The organism is Synechococcus sp. KORDI-100 (genome assembly GCF_000737535.1).
In the GTDB taxonomy this organism is placed as follows: Bacteria; Cyanobacteriota; Cyanobacteriia; order PCC-6307; family Cyanobiaceae; genus Parasynechococcus.
In genome coordinates this window covers 1,664,980-1,681,692 of record NZ_CP006269.1, presented here as the reverse complement: position 1 = coordinate 1,681,692, position 16,713 = coordinate 1,664,980, and the positions used below count along the sequence as shown (strand labels likewise).

The 16,713-nt window shown below is 60.4% G+C and carries 15 protein-coding genes; 3 read left to right on the top strand and 12 right to left on the bottom strand.

Annotated features, from left to right (window positions below; all coding sequences use genetic code 11):
• Positions 1-15: 15 nt before the first annotated feature.
• Positions 16-3,594 (bottom strand): transcription-repair coupling factor, encoded by a 3,579-nt coding sequence (mfd, locus tag KR100_RS08415; protein ID WP_038544784.1) that lies wholly within the window; start codon positions 3,592-3,594, stop codon positions 16-18.
• Between the two features lie 139 nt (positions 3,595-3,733).
• Here mfd and KR100_RS08410 point away from each other — a divergent pair, with 139 nt between their 5' ends.
• Positions 3,734-4,198, top strand: a complete 465-nt coding sequence (locus KR100_RS08410) for a hypothetical protein (protein WP_038548391.1) — start codon at positions 3,734-3,736, stop codon at positions 4,196-4,198.
• A 190-nt stretch (positions 4,199-4,388) separates the two neighbouring features.
• Here KR100_RS08410 and KR100_RS08405 read toward each other — a convergent pair whose 3' ends face one another.
• Genes KR100_RS08405 through ilvA form a run of 3 tightly spaced genes read right to left on the bottom strand, consistent with a single transcriptional unit; the run spans position 4,389 to position 6,776 of the window.
• Entirely contained in the window at positions 4,389-4,682 is a 294-nt protein-coding gene (locus KR100_RS08405; RefSeq protein ID WP_038544782.1) for a YggT family protein, read from the bottom strand.
• A gap of 25 nt (positions 4,683-4,707) precedes the next feature.
• Positions 4,708-5,208, bottom strand: a complete 501-nt coding sequence (gene scpB / locus KR100_RS08400) for an SMC-Scp complex subunit ScpB (RefSeq protein WP_038544781.1) — start codon at positions 5,206-5,208, stop codon at positions 4,708-4,710.
• 38 nt (positions 5,209-5,246) lie between these two features.
• Positions 5,247-6,776, bottom strand: coding sequence for a threonine ammonia-lyase, biosynthetic (ilvA, locus tag KR100_RS08395; RefSeq protein ID WP_038544777.1), 1,530 nt, complete (start codon positions 6,774-6,776; stop codon positions 5,247-5,249).
• A gap of 80 nt (positions 6,777-6,856) precedes the next feature.
• Here ilvA and dxs point away from each other — a divergent pair, with 80 nt between their 5' ends.
• Positions 6,857-8,782 carry a 1-deoxy-D-xylulose-5-phosphate synthase gene (gene dxs / locus KR100_RS08390; RefSeq protein ID WP_038548388.1) on the top strand — a complete coding sequence of 642 codons (1,926 nt, stop codon included), beginning with the start codon at positions 6,857-6,859 and terminating at the stop codon, positions 8,780-8,782.
• A gap of 458 nt (positions 8,783-9,240) precedes the next feature.
• Here dxs and psaK read toward each other — a convergent pair whose 3' ends face one another.
• The 3 genes from psaK to KR100_RS08375 are packed head-to-tail and all read right to left on the bottom strand — an operon-like array spanning position 9,241 to position 10,144.
• Complete coding sequence (gene psaK, locus KR100_RS08385) at positions 9,241-9,498, bottom strand: photosystem I reaction center subunit PsaK (protein ID WP_038548385.1); 258 nt, start codon at positions 9,496-9,498, stop codon at positions 9,241-9,243.
• A gap of 57 nt (positions 9,499-9,555) precedes the next feature.
• Positions 9,556-9,867, bottom strand: coding sequence for a DUF3593 domain-containing protein (locus KR100_RS08380; protein ID WP_038544775.1), 312 nt, complete (start codon positions 9,865-9,867; stop codon positions 9,556-9,558).
• Position 9,868: 1 nt separating this feature from the next.
• Positions 9,869-10,144 (bottom strand): DUF2499 domain-containing protein, encoded by a 276-nt coding sequence (locus KR100_RS08375; RefSeq protein ID WP_038544772.1) that lies wholly within the window; start codon positions 10,142-10,144, stop codon positions 9,869-9,871.
• 71 nt (positions 10,145-10,215) lie between these two features.
• Here KR100_RS08375 and csaB point away from each other — a divergent pair, with 71 nt between their 5' ends.
• Entirely contained in the window at positions 10,216-11,277 is a 1,062-nt protein-coding gene (gene csaB / locus KR100_RS08370; protein WP_038544770.1) for a polysaccharide pyruvyl transferase CsaB, read from the top strand.
• 3 nt (positions 11,278-11,280) lie between these two features.
• Here the strand turns inward: csaB and KR100_RS08365 are convergent, their stop codons facing one another.
• From KR100_RS08365 to ggpS, 5 genes are read right to left on the bottom strand one after another with little or no spacing between them, the layout of a single operon-like run.
• A complete protein-coding gene (locus KR100_RS08365; RefSeq protein ID WP_038544768.1) occupies positions 11,281-12,249 on the bottom strand; it encodes an ABC transporter ATP-binding protein in 969 nt (322 codons plus the stop codon).
• Complete coding sequence (locus KR100_RS08360; protein WP_038544766.1) at positions 12,246-13,061, bottom strand: carbohydrate ABC transporter permease; 816 nt, start codon at positions 13,059-13,061, stop codon at positions 12,246-12,248. Before KR100_RS08360 ends, KR100_RS08365 begins: the two co-directional genes overlap by 4 nt.
• Positions 13,058-13,924 carry a carbohydrate ABC transporter permease gene (locus KR100_RS08355; RefSeq protein ID WP_038544764.1) on the bottom strand — a complete coding sequence of 289 codons (867 nt, stop codon included), beginning with the start codon at positions 13,922-13,924 and terminating at the stop codon, positions 13,058-13,060. The genes KR100_RS08360 and KR100_RS08355 overlap by 4 nt, the downstream gene beginning before the upstream one ends.
• Positions 13,921-15,186: an ABC transporter substrate-binding protein gene (locus KR100_RS08350; RefSeq protein ID WP_038544762.1), complete on the bottom strand. Its 1,266-nt coding sequence runs from the start codon at positions 15,184-15,186 to the stop codon at positions 13,921-13,923. Before KR100_RS08350 ends, KR100_RS08355 begins: the two co-directional genes overlap by 4 nt.
• A complete protein-coding gene (gene ggpS, locus KR100_RS08345; RefSeq protein WP_038544760.1) occupies positions 15,183-16,679 on the bottom strand; it encodes a glucosylglycerol-phosphate synthase in 1,497 nt (498 codons plus the stop codon). The genes KR100_RS08350 and ggpS overlap by 4 nt, the downstream gene beginning before the upstream one ends.
• Positions 16,680-16,713 lie beyond the last annotated feature (34 nt).

Genomic DNA, 16,713 nt, shown 5'->3' with positions numbered 1-16,713 from the left:
AATCGGACTACGCCGTCACACCCTCAACACCTGGTCGTTCCGGCGTTTCTGTTCGGCCTCCATCTCGCTGGCAGTTCGTCCATTGACGTCGGGGATCTGAGCCGCCATCTGTTTCAGCCATTCCATCAATTGCTCCAACTGCTTCTCCATCGGCAGCACCCCAAGACCACGGGCCAGGACCTTGTGCTGGATGCCGCTGCCGGACTGGTAGATCAGACGACCGTGGAGATGCTGCGGAAGCCCTTGTCGCAGCATCCGGAATGCTGGCTCCTCCATGGGTGTTTCCAGAGCGATGTTTGGTTTTTCCGGTCGAATTCTTGAGAAACCACAGCGCTTGGCCAGCAGTTTGAGGTCCATGAGCTGCAGGAGGGACTGCACAGCTCCTGGCAAAGCGCCATAGCGATCAGCCCAGCCAGCAGCCAGTTCCACCAGGGCTTCTGAGCTGGTGCAGTCGGCTGCTGCTCGATAGGCCGAAATCTTCTCGTCGGGATCGGTGATCCAGTCCGCTGGCACGAAGGCGGTGACCTGGAGGTCCACCTGGGTGTCTTCGACACTCGGTATGTCCTGCCCCTGGATCTCGGCCAGGGATTCCTGAAGCATTTCCATGTAGAGGTCGAATCCGATTGTTTCCATCTGGCCGCTCTGCTCCACCCCCAGCAGATTGCCGACACCACGGATCTCCATATCCCGCATCGCCAACTGGTAACCGCTGCCCAGCTGGGCAAATTCCTGGATCGCACGCAGTCGTTGACGAGCGTTGTCGCTCAGCGATGCATTGCCTGGATAAAACAGCCAGGCATGGGCCTGGATTCCGCTGCGACCGACACGACCACGCAACTGGTAAAGCTGGGCTAGACCGAATCGATGGGCATCCTCAATCAGGATCGTGTTCACCCGGGGGATATCAAGACCGCTCTCCACGATCGTGGTGCAGAGCATCACGTCGGCCTCGCCGGCGTTGAACGCCACCATGGCGCTCTCCAGCTCACCTTCTGCCATCTGGCCGTGAGCCACCAGGAGCTTCAGGCCGGGAAGCATCCCGCGCAGCCCCGCAGCGACATCCTCAATCCCCTCCACCCGAGGGACCACGTAAAACACCTGGCCGCCTCGATCCAGTTCCTGACGAATGGCACTGCGGACCGCTTCCGGGTCTAGGGCCGCAAGGTGGGTTTTGATCGGGCGTCGTAATGGCGGTGGGGTGGTGATCAGGCTCATCTCCCGCACGCCTGAAAGACTCATGTACAGCGTTCGAGGAATCGGAGTCGCCGAGAGCGTCAGGACGTCGACGTCCTTGCGCAGCACCTTGATCTTCTCTTTCTGATTCACACCGAAGCGCTGTTCCTCATCCACCACAAGCAGTCCCAGCTGGTTGAACGCGGCGCCTTTGCCAAGCAGCTGGTGCGTTCCCACAACGGCATCCACCGTGCCGGCTTTGAGGCCATCAAGGATGCCTTTTCGTTCCGAGGCCGTCCGAAAACGGTTCAACAGGGCCACTTTGATTGGATAAGGCGCGAAGCGTTCGCTCAGGGTGCGCCAGTGCTGCTGCGCCAGAACGGTTGTTGGAGCCAGCATGGCCACCTGCTTCCCGGCCGTGATCGCCTTGAAGATGGCGCGGATTGCGACCTCTGTTTTTCCGAAACCGACATCGCCACAGACAAGACGGTCCATCGGTTCCGGTTTCTCCATGTCGCGTTTCACATCGGCGGTGGCTTTGAGTTGATCGGGAGTCGGTTCAAACGGAAACGACTCCTCGAGCTCGATCTGCCATGGCCCATCGACGGGAAAGGCGTAGCCATTGGCCTGATGACGCTCTGCGTAGAGCTTCACCAGGTCCATCGCGACCTTGCGAACGGCTTTCTTGGCGCGTTCCTTGGCCTTGTTCCAGGCCGATCCACCCATGCGGCTGAGCTGGGGAGGTGTCTCGCTCGTAGCCCTGTATCGACCGAGGCTTCCCAGCTGATCAGCAGCGACCCGGAGTGTGCCGTCCGCGTACTGGACGACCAGATAATCGCGAATGTCGCCCGAGACAGCGAGTTTTTCCATCGTTTTGAAGCGTCCGATGCCGTGGTTGCGATGCACAACGAAGTCGCCGGGACGCATCTTGTTGGGGTCGACCGTTCGACTGGCTGCCTTGCGTCGGCGACGGACATATCCGCTGGAGGTCAGGGTCTGCTGGCCGAAGAATTCCCGATCGGTCACAAGGGCAACCCGCCAGGGCGGTAATTGCACGCCTTCCAGCTCGGCACTGCCGCGAGTCTTGAGGGCAACAGGTGTGTTCTGTTGAATCAGCCGTTCGATCGCCGGTGCATCACCGCTGTTCGGAACGAAACGACTGATGCAATCGTGTTCCTCGAGCAACGCCACGGCTCGGCTCGGCTGTGCCGACACCAGCCAGACGGCGGTTTTGTCCTTCTGATAGCCCTTGATCAGTTCGCCGAGTTTGCCGAACTGATTGGGGTAGGCCGGCACCGGTCGGCTGGCCAGGTCGAAGCTGTTGGGATGGGCGTCCTCCTCGAGCAGTTCCGCCAGATCAAACCCATCAAAGGCTTCCGCTGTCTGATAGGCCTCGGAGATGTCCCGATGCAACACGCCAGGCCAGAGGCGGTCGCGTTCGTCCTCGCTGAACCCCAGCTCAGCGGCCATCTCCTGATGATGATCCGCCGCATGATCCAACCACTGCTGTCCATGGGCGAGTCCGTGGCGTCGCTCATCGATGAGGACGCAGCATCGCTCCGGCAAGTAGTCGAGTAGCGAGGCTGGCTGATTCCATGCCAGTCCCATTAGGCGCCGCATTCCCTCAGGGGTGCCTCCTTCCAGCAGGGCCTCAGTCGCCTCGTCTCCCAGAAGCCGTTCAATCCCTTCGGGCATCTCATCCCGGAGACGGTCTGCGATGAGCGGGCTGAAGCCGGTCGGCGTCAGGCGCAATTGCTCGATGGCATCCAGGGAACGCTGGCTGGCGGGGTCGAACTCACGCAGTTTGTCGAGTTCCTCTCCAAAGAACTCCAGACGCACGGGCAGTTCGCTGCTCACCGGGAAGATGTCGACGATGTCCCCCCGTCGGCTCCAGGTCCCTTCCTGGTCAATGGAGGAGACCCGTTCGTATCCGAGATGGGCCAGATGCTCGCCAAGTTGCTCGAGGTCGAGTTCGTCCCCCCGTTTCAAACTGCGGCATTGATCCGCGAGCGCTTGTGGCGGTGGCAGATGGGGCTGCAGACATCGTTCGGTGGCCACCATCGCTTTGTTGGTGCCATCGGGATCGCCAAGCAGGTCGCTGAGCACCTGCAGTTGTCCCCAGATGATTTCGCTGGTGGGATCGAACGGTTCGTAAGGAGAACCTTCACTCGTTGGATACAAGCTCACACTGTCCCAACCCATCAGGTCGAGCAGAGCCGTCCAACGTCCCGCCTCCTCCAATGTCGGCACGACGATCAGCAGGGGGCGTTGATCTCTTCGGGCTAGAGCACTGGCAACCAGGGCTCGGCTGCATCGCCCGGCTCCACGCATCAGCAGGCGGTCCGTCCGTCTGGAACGGTCCAGCAGTTCTCCACTGAGAGCGGAGTCCTGCAGCTGTCTGACCAGAGATCTCAGCGGCATGCATGCAGTGATTCCAGCTTCCGATCTTTGCAGCGCGGGGACGGCGGTGTGGGGGAATGGGCCGGCTTGAGTCCGCTCGTTCCACGATCTGAATAGGTTGGAAGCGAGACAAGTCATCGCCACCGAAACCACCGACGTGATCCCTGCTCGTTTAAGAACTGCTCTGCTGGTGCTGCTGCTTTCGGTCGTGATTGTCAGCCCGGCGTGGGCTGCCGACCTGAAACTCTCCGGCGTGAGTCTGGATCCCTGCGGCCTCGACGATCCAGGCAATCAACCGGATTTCGCCCGGCCGATGGGTGCCAGTTGCTTTGTGCTGAGTGGCATGGTCGACAACCCCGCCCGCCGTGCTGTGGTGGACACCGACGTGTTTGCCCGAATCCTCGATGCCAGCGGTGAGCCCGTTCTGCAGAACCGGACAAGGGTGGGATCAATCGGTGATGTGGAGCCCGGAATCCACCCCTTTGCTCTGCGACTCGCCGTTCCTGCCGGCACACCTGGACCGTTTGATGTGCGCAATGCCAGGGCCAGGGGATTCACCGCTCCTGTGCGCAGTCGAGCAGGTGTTGAGGATGAACTCCTGCCGCTCGAGCAATCGATTCAATAGGCCCCTTTTCAGGCCTGAACATTGGGCCTTGTGACTCAGGAGGCTCATCACAGAACCCTTGTGGCTGATCAGAGCTCTGCGCAAATTTCCTGTTTCCAGATCCTGAAGGTCGAACAGCCCAAAATCTCGAGCAGCCTGAAACGTTGAACAGCCTGATCGCTCAAACTGCTGATCCTCCCAACAGCTTGCGTCAGTACGGCAAAGCACCCCTGAAGAAGTCTGAACTGGCTCCCAACAGCAGCTGCTGCATCAGATTCAGGGCGACGAAGGCCAGGATCGCCGAAAGATCAATGCCCCCCAACGGCGGGATCAGCCCTCTGAAGGCATTGAGATAGGGATCGGTGATCGAACTCACCGTGGAGAGAACAGGGTTTCCCCAATCCAGATTCGGGAACCAGCTGAGCAACACCCGCACAATCAGGATCAGCGAATAGATCTGCAGGGTCTGGGCAAGCACCTGAAACAGGCCCGCTAGAAGCTCCATGGAATCGTTGGGGATTTACCTGACTTTATGCAGCTTCGGAGATGGCGGCGGTGGAAAGGTCTGGCAACACAGAAAAGGTTCGATGAAACTTCTCGGACAGCGTCAGCCAGTAGGAACGCCCTTCGCTCTGGCGACGGCGCTCAATGAAATCCTGCGCCAACAGTTCCTTGATGTGGTCGTAGGCACCCGAGCCACGGAGATCCACGAGTTCTGACTGAAGGATTCTTTTCTTCAACGCAATGGTGGCCAGGGTCCGCAACGTGGCGGTTGAAAGGTTCACTGGCAGCAGGTTCTGCACCAGATCTCCCAGACCAGGACGCAACTGAAGGCAATAACGCCCCTTCAGTTCCACAATTTCCAGGGCTGTGTCCCGCTGGGCGTAACCGGTTGTCAGCACCAGCAGGGCCTGCTCCACCTCACTGCGTTCGGACTGCGACAGTTCACTGAGCTCGGCAACGCTGATCGGACGTCCCTTCAGATAAAGGATGGCTTCCAGCCGCGCAGCCAAGGACGGGACACCAGGCATCACAACCCTCGTGATGCATCAAGGTACCGCCTCAATCCCTAGAGGAACAGGTGGTACGCGGGATTGGCCGTTTCGTCCCAACTCGGATATCCCAGGTCATCGAGGAAGCGGGTCCATTCCGGTCGCCCTGCCTCCGGAACCAGAACTCCCACCACGATTCGGCCCGTATCGGAGCCGTGATTGCGGTAGTGAAAGATGCTGATGCTCCAGTCGGGATGCAGAGCACTGACGAAGGTCATCAGAGCTCCAGGTCGTTCTGGGAATTCGAAGCGATACAGCAGTTCGCGGCAATCGGCTGATCGGGTTTCGCGTGCTGATGCCGGCAGGCGGCCGCCGACCATGTGGCGCAGATGCACAACGGCAAATTCGTTGTCGCTGAGGTCCTGGCAGGGAAATCCCCGACGGGTGAGGGTCTGCACGAGTTCAACTCTGTCCTGCTCGTCACGGATCTGCACGCCGATGAAGATCTGGGCTGTTGCGGCCTCGGTCATCCGGTAGCTGAATTCCGTGAGGCTGCGTTCTCGCAGCTCCTCGCACAGATCTCTGAGACTTCCCGGCCGCTCCGGAATCTCAACCGCGAGCATCGCTTCCCGTTCCTCGCCGAGTTCAGCCCGTTCGGAAATGAACCGCAGACGGTCGAAGTTCATGTTGGCGCCACAGGCCACGGCCACGAGGTGCTGATCAAGGAGGCTGCGTTCCGCCACATCGCTCTTCAGGCCAGCAACGGCCAGGGCACCGGCTGGTTCAAGGATGGATCGCGTGTCTTCAAACACGTCCTTGATCGCAGCGCAGATGGCGTCGGTGTCGACGGTGATCATCCGATCGACGTAACGCTGAGCCAGGGCAAAGGTTTCAACACCAACTTTTCGCACCGCCACCCCATCGGCGAACAACCCCACCTTGTTGAGTTCAATGCGCTCCCCTGCTTCCAACGAGCGCGTCATTGCCGCGGCATCCTCCGGTTCCACGCCGATCAGTTCCACATCGGGCCAGAGGCTCTTCACATAGGAGGCCACACCACTGATCAGGCCTCCGCCCCCCACCGCCAGGTAGATCGCACGGGGTGGTTGATCACACTGCCGCATGATTTCCAGGCCGATGGTCCCCTGGCCGGCAATCACCTCGGGATCATCAAAGGGATGGATGTAGGTGAGTCCTTCCTCGCGGCAGCGCCGCTCCGCTTCTGCGGACGACTCGTCATAGGTCTCGCCGTGCAGGACGACGTCTCCATCGAGGGCGCGCACGGCCCTCACCTTGACCTCAGGCGTTGTCGCAGGCATCACAATCACGGCACGACAGCCAAGGCGCTTGGCACTGAGGGCCACTCCCTGGGCGTGATTACCTGCGCTTGAGGCGATCACACCCCGAGCCAGCTCGTCCGCCGAGAGTTTGCTCATGCGGTTGTAGGCACCGCGGAGCTTGAAGGAAAAGACCGGCTGCAGATCCTCTCGCTTCAACCAGATGCTGTTGTTCAGCCTCCGACTCAAGTTGGGGGCGAAGTCGAGTGGCGTCTCCCGGGCCACGTCGTAGACACGGGCACGCAGGACTCTCTGCAGATAATCGGTCATCCCTCCATTCTCTTCATGGCAATGCGCCATCTGGTGTAGGGATGGACCCCGTAGATTGCATGGATTGGAGCGGGTTGTTCATGCATCTCGGAGATCTGACCCATCCGAATCAATTGCATGGTCTCAGCACCGCGGAACTGGAGGACATTGCACGTCAGATCAGGGAGCGTCACCTAGAGGTTGTCTCCACCAGCGGCGGCCATCTCGGGCCTGGTCTCGGTGTGGTGGAACTCACCCTGGCGCTGTATCAAACCCTTGACCTGGACAAGGATCGTGTGGTTTGGGACGTGGGTCACCAGGCCTACCCGCACAAATTGATCACCGGTCGTTTCGGCAGGTTCAACACCCTCCGGCAACAAAACGGCGTGGCGGGCTACCTCAAGCGCAGCGAAAGCCCTTTTGATCATTTCGGTGCCGGCCATGCCAGCACCTCGATCTCGGCGGCTCTTGGGATGGCAATGGCCAGGGACCAGCGTGGAGAGGATTTCCGCTGCGTTGCGGTGATCGGCGACGGCGCTCTCACCGGCGGCATGGCGCTTGAAGCGATCAATCACGCCGGACATCTGCCGCAGACACCGCTGGTGGTGGTGTTGAACGACAACGACATGTCGATCTCCCCCCCTGTCGGCGCCTTGTCGAACCATCTCAATCGGATGCGGCTCAGCCCCCCGATGCAGTTTCTGTCCGGCAGCGTTGAGGAGAGTGTGCGTCATCTGCCCTTCATGGGCGGAGAGTTGCCGGCTGAGCTGAACCGCCTCAAAGACAGCATGCGTCGTCTGGCTGTTCCCAAAGTCGGTGCGGTGTTTGAAGAGCTCGGCTTCACCTACATGGGGCCGATCGATGGTCACGACATCGCCGAGATGAAGCGCACGTTTGAAGCGGCCCATCGCGATGGTGGCCCGGTGCTGGTGCACGTGGTCACGACCAAGGGAAAGGGGTATCCCTACGCCGAGGCTGATCAGGTTGGATACCACGCCCAGTCGGCCTTCGACCTGAACACGGGTAAGGCGATTCCCTCCAAAACCCCCAAACCACCCAGTTACAGCAAAGTCTTCGGCCAGACCCTGGTGAAGCTCTGCGAGCAGGACAACCGTGTTGTTGGGATCACAGCGGCGATGGCCACCGGGACCGGTTTGGATCTGCTGCAGAAAGCCATCCCTGATCAATATGTAGATGTGGGGATCGCCGAGCAGCATGCGGTGACGCTGGCGGCTGGCATGGCCTGTGAGGGACTGCGTCCCGTTGTGGCGATTTACAGCACGTTCCTGCAGCGGGCCTACGACCAGCTGATTCACGATGTGGGAATTCAAAAGCTGCCGGTGACCTTCGTTCTGGACCGGGCAGGAATCGTCGGGGCTGATGGTCCAACCCATCAAGGTCAGTACGACATCAGCTACATGCGTGCCATTCCCAACTTCACCGTGATGGCTCCCAAGGACGAGGCAGAACTGCAGCGCATGTTGGTGACCTGTCTGAACCATGACGGCCCGGCTGCCCTTCGGATCCCACGTGGATCCGGAATCGGTGCGCCGTTGATGGAAGAGGGCTGGGAATCGCTGCCGATTGGACGCGGTGAGTTGCTGCGGGAAGGGGATGACCTGGTGCTGATCGCCTATGGCGCCATGGTTCATCCGGCCCTGGCAACGGCCACCCTGCTGGAGGAGGCCGGACTGTCAGCCACAGTCATCAATGCTCGATTCCTGCGTCCACTGGATCAGGCTCTGATTCATCCTCTGGCCCGACGCATCGGCAGGGTCGTGACCATGGAGGAGGGTGCTCTGCCAGGCGGATTTGGTTCTGCTGTTCTTGAATCTCTTTCGGACGAGGCGATCCCTGTGCAGATGCAGCGGATCGGAATCCCAGATCAGCTGGTCGACCATGCCACACCTCAGCAGAGCAAGGACGACCTTGGACTGACTCCACCTCAGATGGCGGATCGCATCCTGGAGCACTTTGATCTGCGTTCGCCTCTGGAGCTCGGTCAGAAACAGGTCGGTTTGGTCTGAATCCAAGTTGACCTGACGTTTCGGTTCAGGCACGGGATGGCCGAAGGCAGATGTCTGCGGAGCTGCACAGGTGAGTAGCCAACCGGCGGATGCCACACGGAAATTTTTCCGTTTAAAAAACAACGGCCATCAGGTTGTTGGTACTTGTGGAGAAAAAATTATCTGGAGGCGATCATTTCTGCTGCAATGTTGCGAGCAGCGGTGAATCCACGACGTTTTTTCTAAACGTCATGGTGTCAGTGGCATGGTGTCAATCCAAACGTCACTCACATCCGTCGTTGAAGAGCGGCGATATTCTCAATCACTTGGATTCGTGCCGAAACGATGAAGCTGCAGCTTGCTTGTTCAAGAGAACGACTCAAAAGGAGAGCGCTGCATCGATCGGTGATTGACCGGCCAAGTGTTTGATCGGGAGGCCGCAAGGACTAACGCCAGGACCTCCCTTTTCGAGATTGTTCTCAGAGAATTCCGCGTGCAGCCAGGCCCTGGATGGCGCCGATGCCGATGATGTGGCCAAGGCTCGTGGTGCCGAGCAGGGCAGCGTGGCCCATGCCACCAAAGAAAGCGGGATTGGGCAGTTGCGCGCCTTCGCTGGGATGCTTAATCGTTGCCTTGCCGATGCCGATGGCGATCACGTTGCACACGATCATCACCAGGGCGACTTTGGGAGACCAGGAGAGCGTTGCGGGAGCAATGGCAAAGAGAGGGGTCAGCATGCAGGCCATGGAGCGACGCCTCATCATCCGGGGTCAGCGTGGCTCTGCCCGCCTCTCTTAAGAGTTGTTCACCTCTTCGGGTGTTTGTCGCAGCAGGCCCCACACCAGAACCGCATTGCCGAGGGTCAGAAATGCTTCCGCTCCTCCATGCAGAGCATCGATGTCCACGAGTTCTGCATCGCAGCATCGCAGAGCGATCACAGCGGCGGCGATGGTCACCACCACAAACAGCAGCGTCAGTTGAAACCCCAGCAGAGCTGTCTTTGAGATGCTCCTGCACTGACCAGCCCAGTGAAGAAAGAACAGATAAGGAACCAGCGACAGCGCAAACAATGGCGCCGGATCGATTGCGGCCAGATCAAATTCCATCTCAACCCGCCTCCTGACGTTTCAACTGCAGGGCTGCTATAGCCAGGGTTGTGTTGCCGACCAGGGTGAAGCCGGCTTGAAGCACCACAAGCCCGCGCAAGGCCTCGCTGTTGTCGAACAGATGCCAGGTGCAGGCCGCCATCGCGCTGACAAGGGCCGGAAGCATGGCAAGCGCCATTCCCCTCAGCCCCCGTTGTTCCAGCAGCACGATCGCCAGGCACCACTCGATCACGGAGGCGATGTGGATCCACCAGGTGCCCAGCGACAGGACGTGCATGCAGACCTTGACTGCAAGGATCAGCCTAGGAACGCGGGACGACTGATCATGACGTCAGCGCAATGAGGGCTATGGGCGTCGGCACAACGAGAGCGCCCGATGTGTTGCTCTGCGGTTACTACGGAGAGGACAACCTTGGTGATGACGCCCTGCTGCAGGTGCTGCTGCGGGAGCTGCCGGAAGGCGTCAAACCGCTGATCACGGCCCGTGATGCCTCGGCGGTTCGACGCCTGGCCCCCACGGCGTCGATCGTGAACCGTCGCTCCCTCCGGTCCGTGCTGGGGAGCATCGGAACCGTGCGTGCCCTCGTTCTGGGCGGGGGAAGTTTGCTGCAGGACAGCACCAGTGTCCGCAGCCTCGTGTACTACCTGGTGCTGATCGTGGTGGCGCGTCTTCGGGGCCGCGTTGTGATCCTCTGGGGACAGGGTCTTGGGCCGTTGCGGCGGCCCCTCAGTCGCCTGATGGTGAGGCTGGTCCTGCCCTTCTGCAGCGGGGCGTCGTGGCGGGATGCCCGCTCGCTGGAGCAGGCACGGCACTGGGCTCCCACGCTGCCGATGCAGATGGCTCCTGATCCTGTCTGGCAGCTGCCGCGTCATCCCTGGATTGGTGGCCGGGCTCTGGTCCTGAGCTGGCGCCCCACGTCTCTTTTGAACGACGACGATTGGCGGGAGCTGCTCCAGGCCCTGGCGATCCTGGCCCGTGAGCTGGATGCACCCGTCCGCTGGCTTGCCTTCCACCAGCATCAAGATGCGTCCCTGCTGGATTCCCTGGTGCAGCACGGGGTGGTTCCCGCCGATCTTCTGGCCCGAAGCTGCACCGTTGTTCCCGATGGCGTGCAGGCCGTGGTGGATACCGTTCAGGACGCTCGTCTGGTGCTGCCGATGCGGCTGCATGCCCTCATCCTGGCCAGGCTGGTGTGCTGTCCCATGGCTGCCCTGAGTTACGACCCCAAGGTTGAGGCGGCCGCTGACATGGCCGCTGTGCCCTGCATCTCCCTGCGTAACCGTCCCGATCAGGACACCTTGCTGCAGCAGTGGAGGCAGGCGGTGGATCAGCCGGCCGATCCTCAGGCGATCGAGCGGATCCGCAGCCGTGCTTCAGCCCATGCCGAACTGCTACGGCGGCTGCTCTGACCGTCAGAGGCGGCGTCCGTCGATGGCACTGAAGTGGTGCTCGCGCTGCTTCGGCCAGCTGACACGCAGGGAGTCTCCGAGCATCTCCGTTCCGTCGCAGACCATCCGCAGGGTGCCGTGCTGGCTCTCCAGCAACAGTTGCTGGCTGGCTCCATGCCACTCGCGATTCAGCACTCGGCACTGCATTCCACGGTCGTCGATCTGGAGGTGTTCCGGCCTCACACCCACGGTTCTGTTGCTCTCTTCGGCGATCAGATTCATCGGCGGTCGTCCAATGAACTGAGCGACGTAGGTCGTGAACGGCGTGTCGTAGAGCTCTTGGGGAGTTCCGATCTGCTCGATCCGGCCGTGTCGCATCACGGCGACCCGATCGGCCAGCGCCATGGCCTCGACCTGGTCATGGGTCACGTAGAGGACCGGTTGTGGGCCGTCCAGAATCAACCGTTTCAATTCAGGCCTGAGTTCGTCGCGAAGCTGGGCATCAAGGTTGCTCATCGGTTCATCGAGCAGAAACACCCGCGGGTCCCTAAGCAACGCTCTCGCCAGAGCCACACGCTGTCGCTGGCCGCCGGACAGCTGGGCCGGACGTTGGTCCGCCAGCTCACGCAGCTGCACCACATCCAACATGGCTTCGATCCGTTGCTGCCTGTCCTGAGCCGCTCCGCCGCGCAGCCGAAGCCCGAGATCAAGGTTTCCCCGAACCGTGAGATGGGGGAACAGGGCATAGCTCTGAAACACCATGCCGATGCGTCTCTGTCGTGCCGGAACGCGATCCATCGGTTCCCCTTCGATCAGCAGATCCCCGCAGTCGGGTTGATCCAGACCCGCAATCAGGCGCAGCGCCGTGCTTTTGCCGCAGCCACTCGCCCCGAGCAAGGCAACGCATTCCCCCTTCTCAACCTTCAGGTCGAGTTGCTGCAGGATCCAGCGCTCGCCAAACCGTCGCCCTATGCCTCGCAGCTCAACGGTCATCCCTTGATCGCTCCATTGGTCAGACCGGAGACGATCTGTTTCTGGAAGATCAGAACAAGCATCAGCAGTGGAATGGACCCCAGCACTGTGGCAGCGGCGTAGGCCCCGTAAGGAATGGAGTAGATCGATGAGCCGGCAATCCTGGCGACAGCGACCGGCAGGGTGAGCAGGTTCGCGTCGCTGATCCAGGTAAGAGCGATTGGATATTCGTTCCAGGCGAACAGGAACACCAGGATGGCGGTGCTCGCGGACGCCGGAGCGATCAGGGGAATCAGAACCCAGCGCAGACGCTGCATCAGCGTCAGGCCCTCCAGTTGTGCCGCATCCTCCAGATCCTTGGGCAACCCTTCAAAGGCCGCGCTCAGCAACAACAGGGCCAGAGGCATCGACAGGGCTGCATAGGGCAGAGCAAGGGCCAGGAGATTGTTGCCGAGCTGAAAGGCCCTGGCGATTTCCAGCAGAGCCAGGAAGAGAAGCACGTAGGGAAACAGAGCAGCGGCCGTGATCAGCAACCGGCTGGCGCGCCGCCATCCGGCCGGCAAACGGGCGAGGGTGTAGGCGGCCGGCAACGCCAGCAACAGGGTGAGCAACGTTGTTTCCGTCGCCACGACCGTGCTGTTGAGCAGGTACGTCCAGAACGGAGGGTCGCTCAGAAACAGTTCCCGGTAGTGCTGCAATGTCCAGCGCTGTTGAACTGAGACGCCAGCTGAGATCAGAGCTTCATCACTGCTGAAGGAGCTGATCAGCTGCCAGAGCATGGGGGACAGGGACCATGCCAGCAGGAGCACGATCCAGATGCGACGTTGCGTCATGGTTCAGCCGGGTTGATCACGCGCGTGGCCCTGAGGATCAGACCGGCCAGCACGATGAACAGCGTGAGCAGCAGGAAGCCTCCAAGCATCACGGTGGCGGCGTACCCGAAATCGAGAAAACGCATGGCATTCAGATAGGCATAGAGGGCCAGGCTTTCGGTGCTGCCTGCCGGCCCGCCGCCGGTGAGCACCTGGATCAGATCGAATACTCCGAAGGCCTGGGCCAGCCGAAACAGCAGGCTGAGCAGGATGTAGGGCACCAGCAATGGAAGGGTGATGGTCCGGAGAGCCTGCAAGGGTCGTCCCCCCTCCAGGCGGAAGGCCTCGAAGAGATCAGCGGGGATCGTTTGCAGTCCGGCCAGCAGGATCAGCGTGATGAACGGGGTTGTTTTCCACACATCGGCCATGACGGTCGCCAGCCAGGCCCAGCCAGGGTCTGCGAGCAGATTGAGGGCCGGCAGCCCAAGAGCCTTGGCGAGCTGTTCAAGCGGTCCGTAGGGGGTATTGAAAATCCAGCGCCAGCCCAGCGCCATCATCGTTGTGGGCAGGGCCCATGGCAGCAGGGTGAGGGCACGGACGGCGGCTCGCCCTCGCCAGCGTTGATCGAGCAGCAGAGCGATGGCCAGAGCCAGAAGCAATTCGAGGCCAACGGAGATCAGCGCAAAGCGCCCCGTCTGCAGCGTGTCCTGCCAGAACCGTGCGTCCGCAAGGAGTCGCTGCCAGTTGGCGCCTCCGTTCGGCACAGGGATCAGGCCGGTGAGGACGGAATCGGCATGAAAGCTCAACCATCCGTAACGGAGCATCGGATAGCCGAAGACGATGGCAATGAGCAGCAGTGCCGGAACGATCAGCAGTGCGTTCATGCCTTCCCTCCAGCGGATTGCAAGATCACTCGACTGTTGCGCTGGGCCGCCTCCATGGCCTGCTCAGCGGATTGTTCCCCGGTCAGCACAGCACTGAGGGATCTCTGCACCACATCGCTGAGCTGGGCGTAAAGCGGAGACGGAGGTCGAGGGACGGCCACTGAGAGGGCGCGAGCGATGTCCGGCAGCACCGGCGAGACAGCCACCAGTTCAGGGTCGTTGAACAACACGGCTGACGTTGGCGTGTAGCCCTGGTTGAGGAAGCGCTCCCGCTGGGCGGCGTCGGAGGTGAGATAGCGGATCGCCTCCACGGCGGATGTCTTGTGGGAGGAGTCACTGAGCACCGACAGGCCCCAACTGCCGAGGGTTGCAGTCGGCTGTTCGCCGTTCTCTGCCACCATCGTCGTCACTGCCACATGACCTCGAACCGCACTGTCGGACTTCTGGAGTTCGGCATAGGCGTAGGGCCAGTTGCGCATGAAGGCGGCATCACCAGCCTTGAAGGCCTGGAGGCTTTCCGGTTCAGCGAAATTCGTCACCGCCTTTGGGCTGATTCCACTGTTGATCAACGATTCGAGCCATGTTGCTGCGGCGATCGACTCGTTGCTGTCGAGCCTTGGTTCACCGCTGGAAGGATCCAGCCACTCTCCTCCGAAACCCTCCAGCACTTCCAGGAAATCGCAGCTGAGCCCTTCGTATTGGCGCCCCTGCCAGACAAAGCCGTACTTGGTCTGATCGACAGCCTGGAGAGCACGACCGATACGAACCAGGTCCTCCGGGGTTTGCGGCGGTGACGTCATCAGATCGGTCCGCCAGTAGAGCATCCCCACATCGGCGACAAGCGGCCAGCGGTAGAGCGTTCCCTCGTAGCTGTTGCCGAGACGTGCACCGTCCTGGAGGGCATTGAGTTCCGTGTCACCAAACCAGGGATCCAGTGGTTCCAGCCAGCCTGCTTCGGCATATTTCGGCAGCCAGGTGACGTCCATCAACAGGGCGTCGTAAAGCGGCTTGCCAAGCAGCAGGCTGCTGATCGCCAGATCGGAGATCGATTCGGTGTCCCTCGGGCCCCGCGTGATGGAAAGCCGGATCCTGCCGCGATTCTCCTGATTGAATCGCTCCACCAGCGGTGCTGTGGCATCGGCGAACGGGGCGGCCATCAGGATTGAAACCACCTCCGGGGCCCGGAACTGGGACCAGGCAAAACCTGCTGAGATCAGGAACAGAGCCAGAAGGCCGCCGAGCAGACGTCGGCCCAGGGTCATGGAGCCACTGGCTGAGGGAAGCCGGCGAGCTGCTCATCCGCCCAGTCCTTCACCGTGTAGCGCTCGACAGCGTCGGTCATCCATCCCATCCGTTCCCTCTGTTCCTCCTCGGACATCGAAAGCGCTGACTCGATGGCGTCATCCATACGCCGATTGGAATAGGGATTGGTCAAGACGGCACCTTCAAGGACAACCGAGGCGCCCGTGAATTCCGACAGCACCAGCACCCCACCTCGGTGCTTGCGAGCCGCTGCGTATTCCTTGGCGACAAGGTTGAGACCATCCCGAAGGGGGGTGATCCAGCAGACGTCCGCGTGGCTGAACCAGGCGATCATCTCCTCATAGGGGATGCGTCGGGTCGAGAAGCGGATGGGCACCCAGTCGATCTGACTGAAACGACCATTGATTCGGCCGGCGATTTCTTCAATCGACCTCTGGGTGTCCTCATAGATTTTCATGCCGCTCGCGGCGGCAACACAGGCGAGCATCAGCACCACCTCCCCATGCAGGTCACTGCGCCGCTCGAGGAGCCGTTCGAACGCCAGCAGCAGTTCTTCGTTGCCTTTGGTGTAGTCCACCCGGCTTGCGGACAGGATCAGCTTGCGCCCCTTTTTTGTGTCCTGAACAATCAATTCACCGTAGTTTTCGACAGATGCGCTCCAGCTGAGCTGCTGAATCACATCGGGTGACGTCCCCACCGGTGAGCTGAGCAGCTGGATCCGACGACCGTTGTGCTGCAACCAGTCCGTGACCGTGGCTTCCGAGAGAGCCGTGCCAACAGTGATGAACTTGCTGTCGACGGGGCGTTTCGGTCCGCGCTCACAACCGATCAGTGTGCTGGCCGCACGTGCAAAGTTTTCGGTGTATCTCGGGATGTGAAAACCAACGATGTCGCAACAGAGAAGACTCTCAAGGATCTGTTCACGCCAGGGAAGGATGGCGAAAACATCGTTGCTTGGAAATGGTGTGTGGTGGAAGAAAGCGATTTTGAGATCCGGGCGTTGGGCACGGATGAAACCTGGAGCCAGCCAGAGGTTGTAGTCATGAACCCAAACGATGGCGCCGTGGGAGGCTTCGCGGCAGGCGGCATCAGCGAAGCGTTGATTGACTTCCTCAAAAATCGCCCAATCAGCGTTGTTAACGTTGAAATGGGTTGGAAATGTATGAAGAATTGGCCAGAAAGATTCTTTCGATGTGACGTGATAAAAGCTTGATATCTGTTTGTCGTGAAGAGGAATCCGCCTCAGTGTGAAGTGGGACGGATTGTCCATTGTGATGCGTTCGTCCTCAACTTGTTCCGGGTGATCAACACGTCGCCAAGCAATCCAGGTGCCATCTGTACTTCCCCGAAATAAGTTTCTGAGGGTTGGGATAATCCCATTAGGACTTTTTTGATCGATCCAAATACGTTCGCCTGATTCGTTCTTACCCTCGTCAAACGGTGTGCGGTGATAAAGAATGATGAATGAACTGCCACCTTCAATTTCCGCCATCTCTACCACTCCTTTTCGTTGGTCCACCCTTCTT

Excerpts from the sequence above, each read along its gene's own strand:
- mfd (WP_038544784.1), bottom strand. The coding sequence starts at position 3,594 with ATGCCGCTGAGATCTCTGGTCAGACAGCTGCAGGACTCCGCTCTCAGT.
- KR100_RS08405 (WP_038544782.1), bottom strand. The coding sequence starts at position 4,682 with ATGGAGCTTCTAGCGGGCCTGTTTCAGGTGCTTGCCCAGACCCTGCAG.
- scpB (WP_038544781.1), bottom strand. The coding sequence starts at position 5,208 with ATGCCTGGTGTCCCGTCCTTGGCTGCGCGGCTGGAAGCCATCCTTTAT.
- ilvA (WP_038544777.1), bottom strand. The coding sequence starts at position 6,776 with ATGACCGATTATCTGCAGAGAGTCCTGCGTGCCCGTGTCTACGACGTG.
- dxs (WP_038548388.1), top strand. The coding sequence starts at position 6,857 with ATGCATCTCGGAGATCTGACCCATCCGAATCAATTGCATGGTCTCAGC.
- psaK (WP_038548385.1), bottom strand. The coding sequence starts at position 9,498 with ATGCTGACCCCTCTCTTTGCCATTGCTCCCGCAACGCTCTCCTGGTCT.
- KR100_RS08380 (WP_038544775.1), bottom strand. The coding sequence starts at position 9,867 with ATGGAATTTGATCTGGCCGCAATCGATCCGGCGCCATTGTTTGCGCTG.
- KR100_RS08375 (WP_038544772.1), bottom strand. The coding sequence starts at position 10,144 with ATGCACGTCCTGTCGCTGGGCACCTGGTGGATCCACATCGCCTCCGTG.
- csaB (WP_038544770.1), top strand. The coding sequence starts at position 10,216 with ATGGGCGTCGGCACAACGAGAGCGCCCGATGTGTTGCTCTGCGGTTAC.
- KR100_RS08365 (WP_038544768.1), bottom strand. The coding sequence starts at position 12,249 with ATGACCGTTGAGCTGCGAGGCATAGGGCGACGGTTTGGCGAGCGCTGG.
- KR100_RS08360 (WP_038544766.1), bottom strand. The coding sequence starts at position 13,061 with ATGACGCAACGTCGCATCTGGATCGTGCTCCTGCTGGCATGGTCCCTG.
- KR100_RS08355 (WP_038544764.1), bottom strand. The coding sequence starts at position 13,924 with ATGAACGCACTGCTGATCGTTCCGGCACTGCTGCTCATTGCCATCGTC.
- KR100_RS08350 (WP_038544762.1), bottom strand. The coding sequence starts at position 15,186 with ATGACCCTGGGCCGACGTCTGCTCGGCGGCCTTCTGGCTCTGTTCCTG.
- ggpS (WP_038544760.1), bottom strand. The coding sequence starts at position 16,679 with ATGGCGGAAATTGAAGGTGGCAGTTCATTCATCATTCTTTATCACCGC.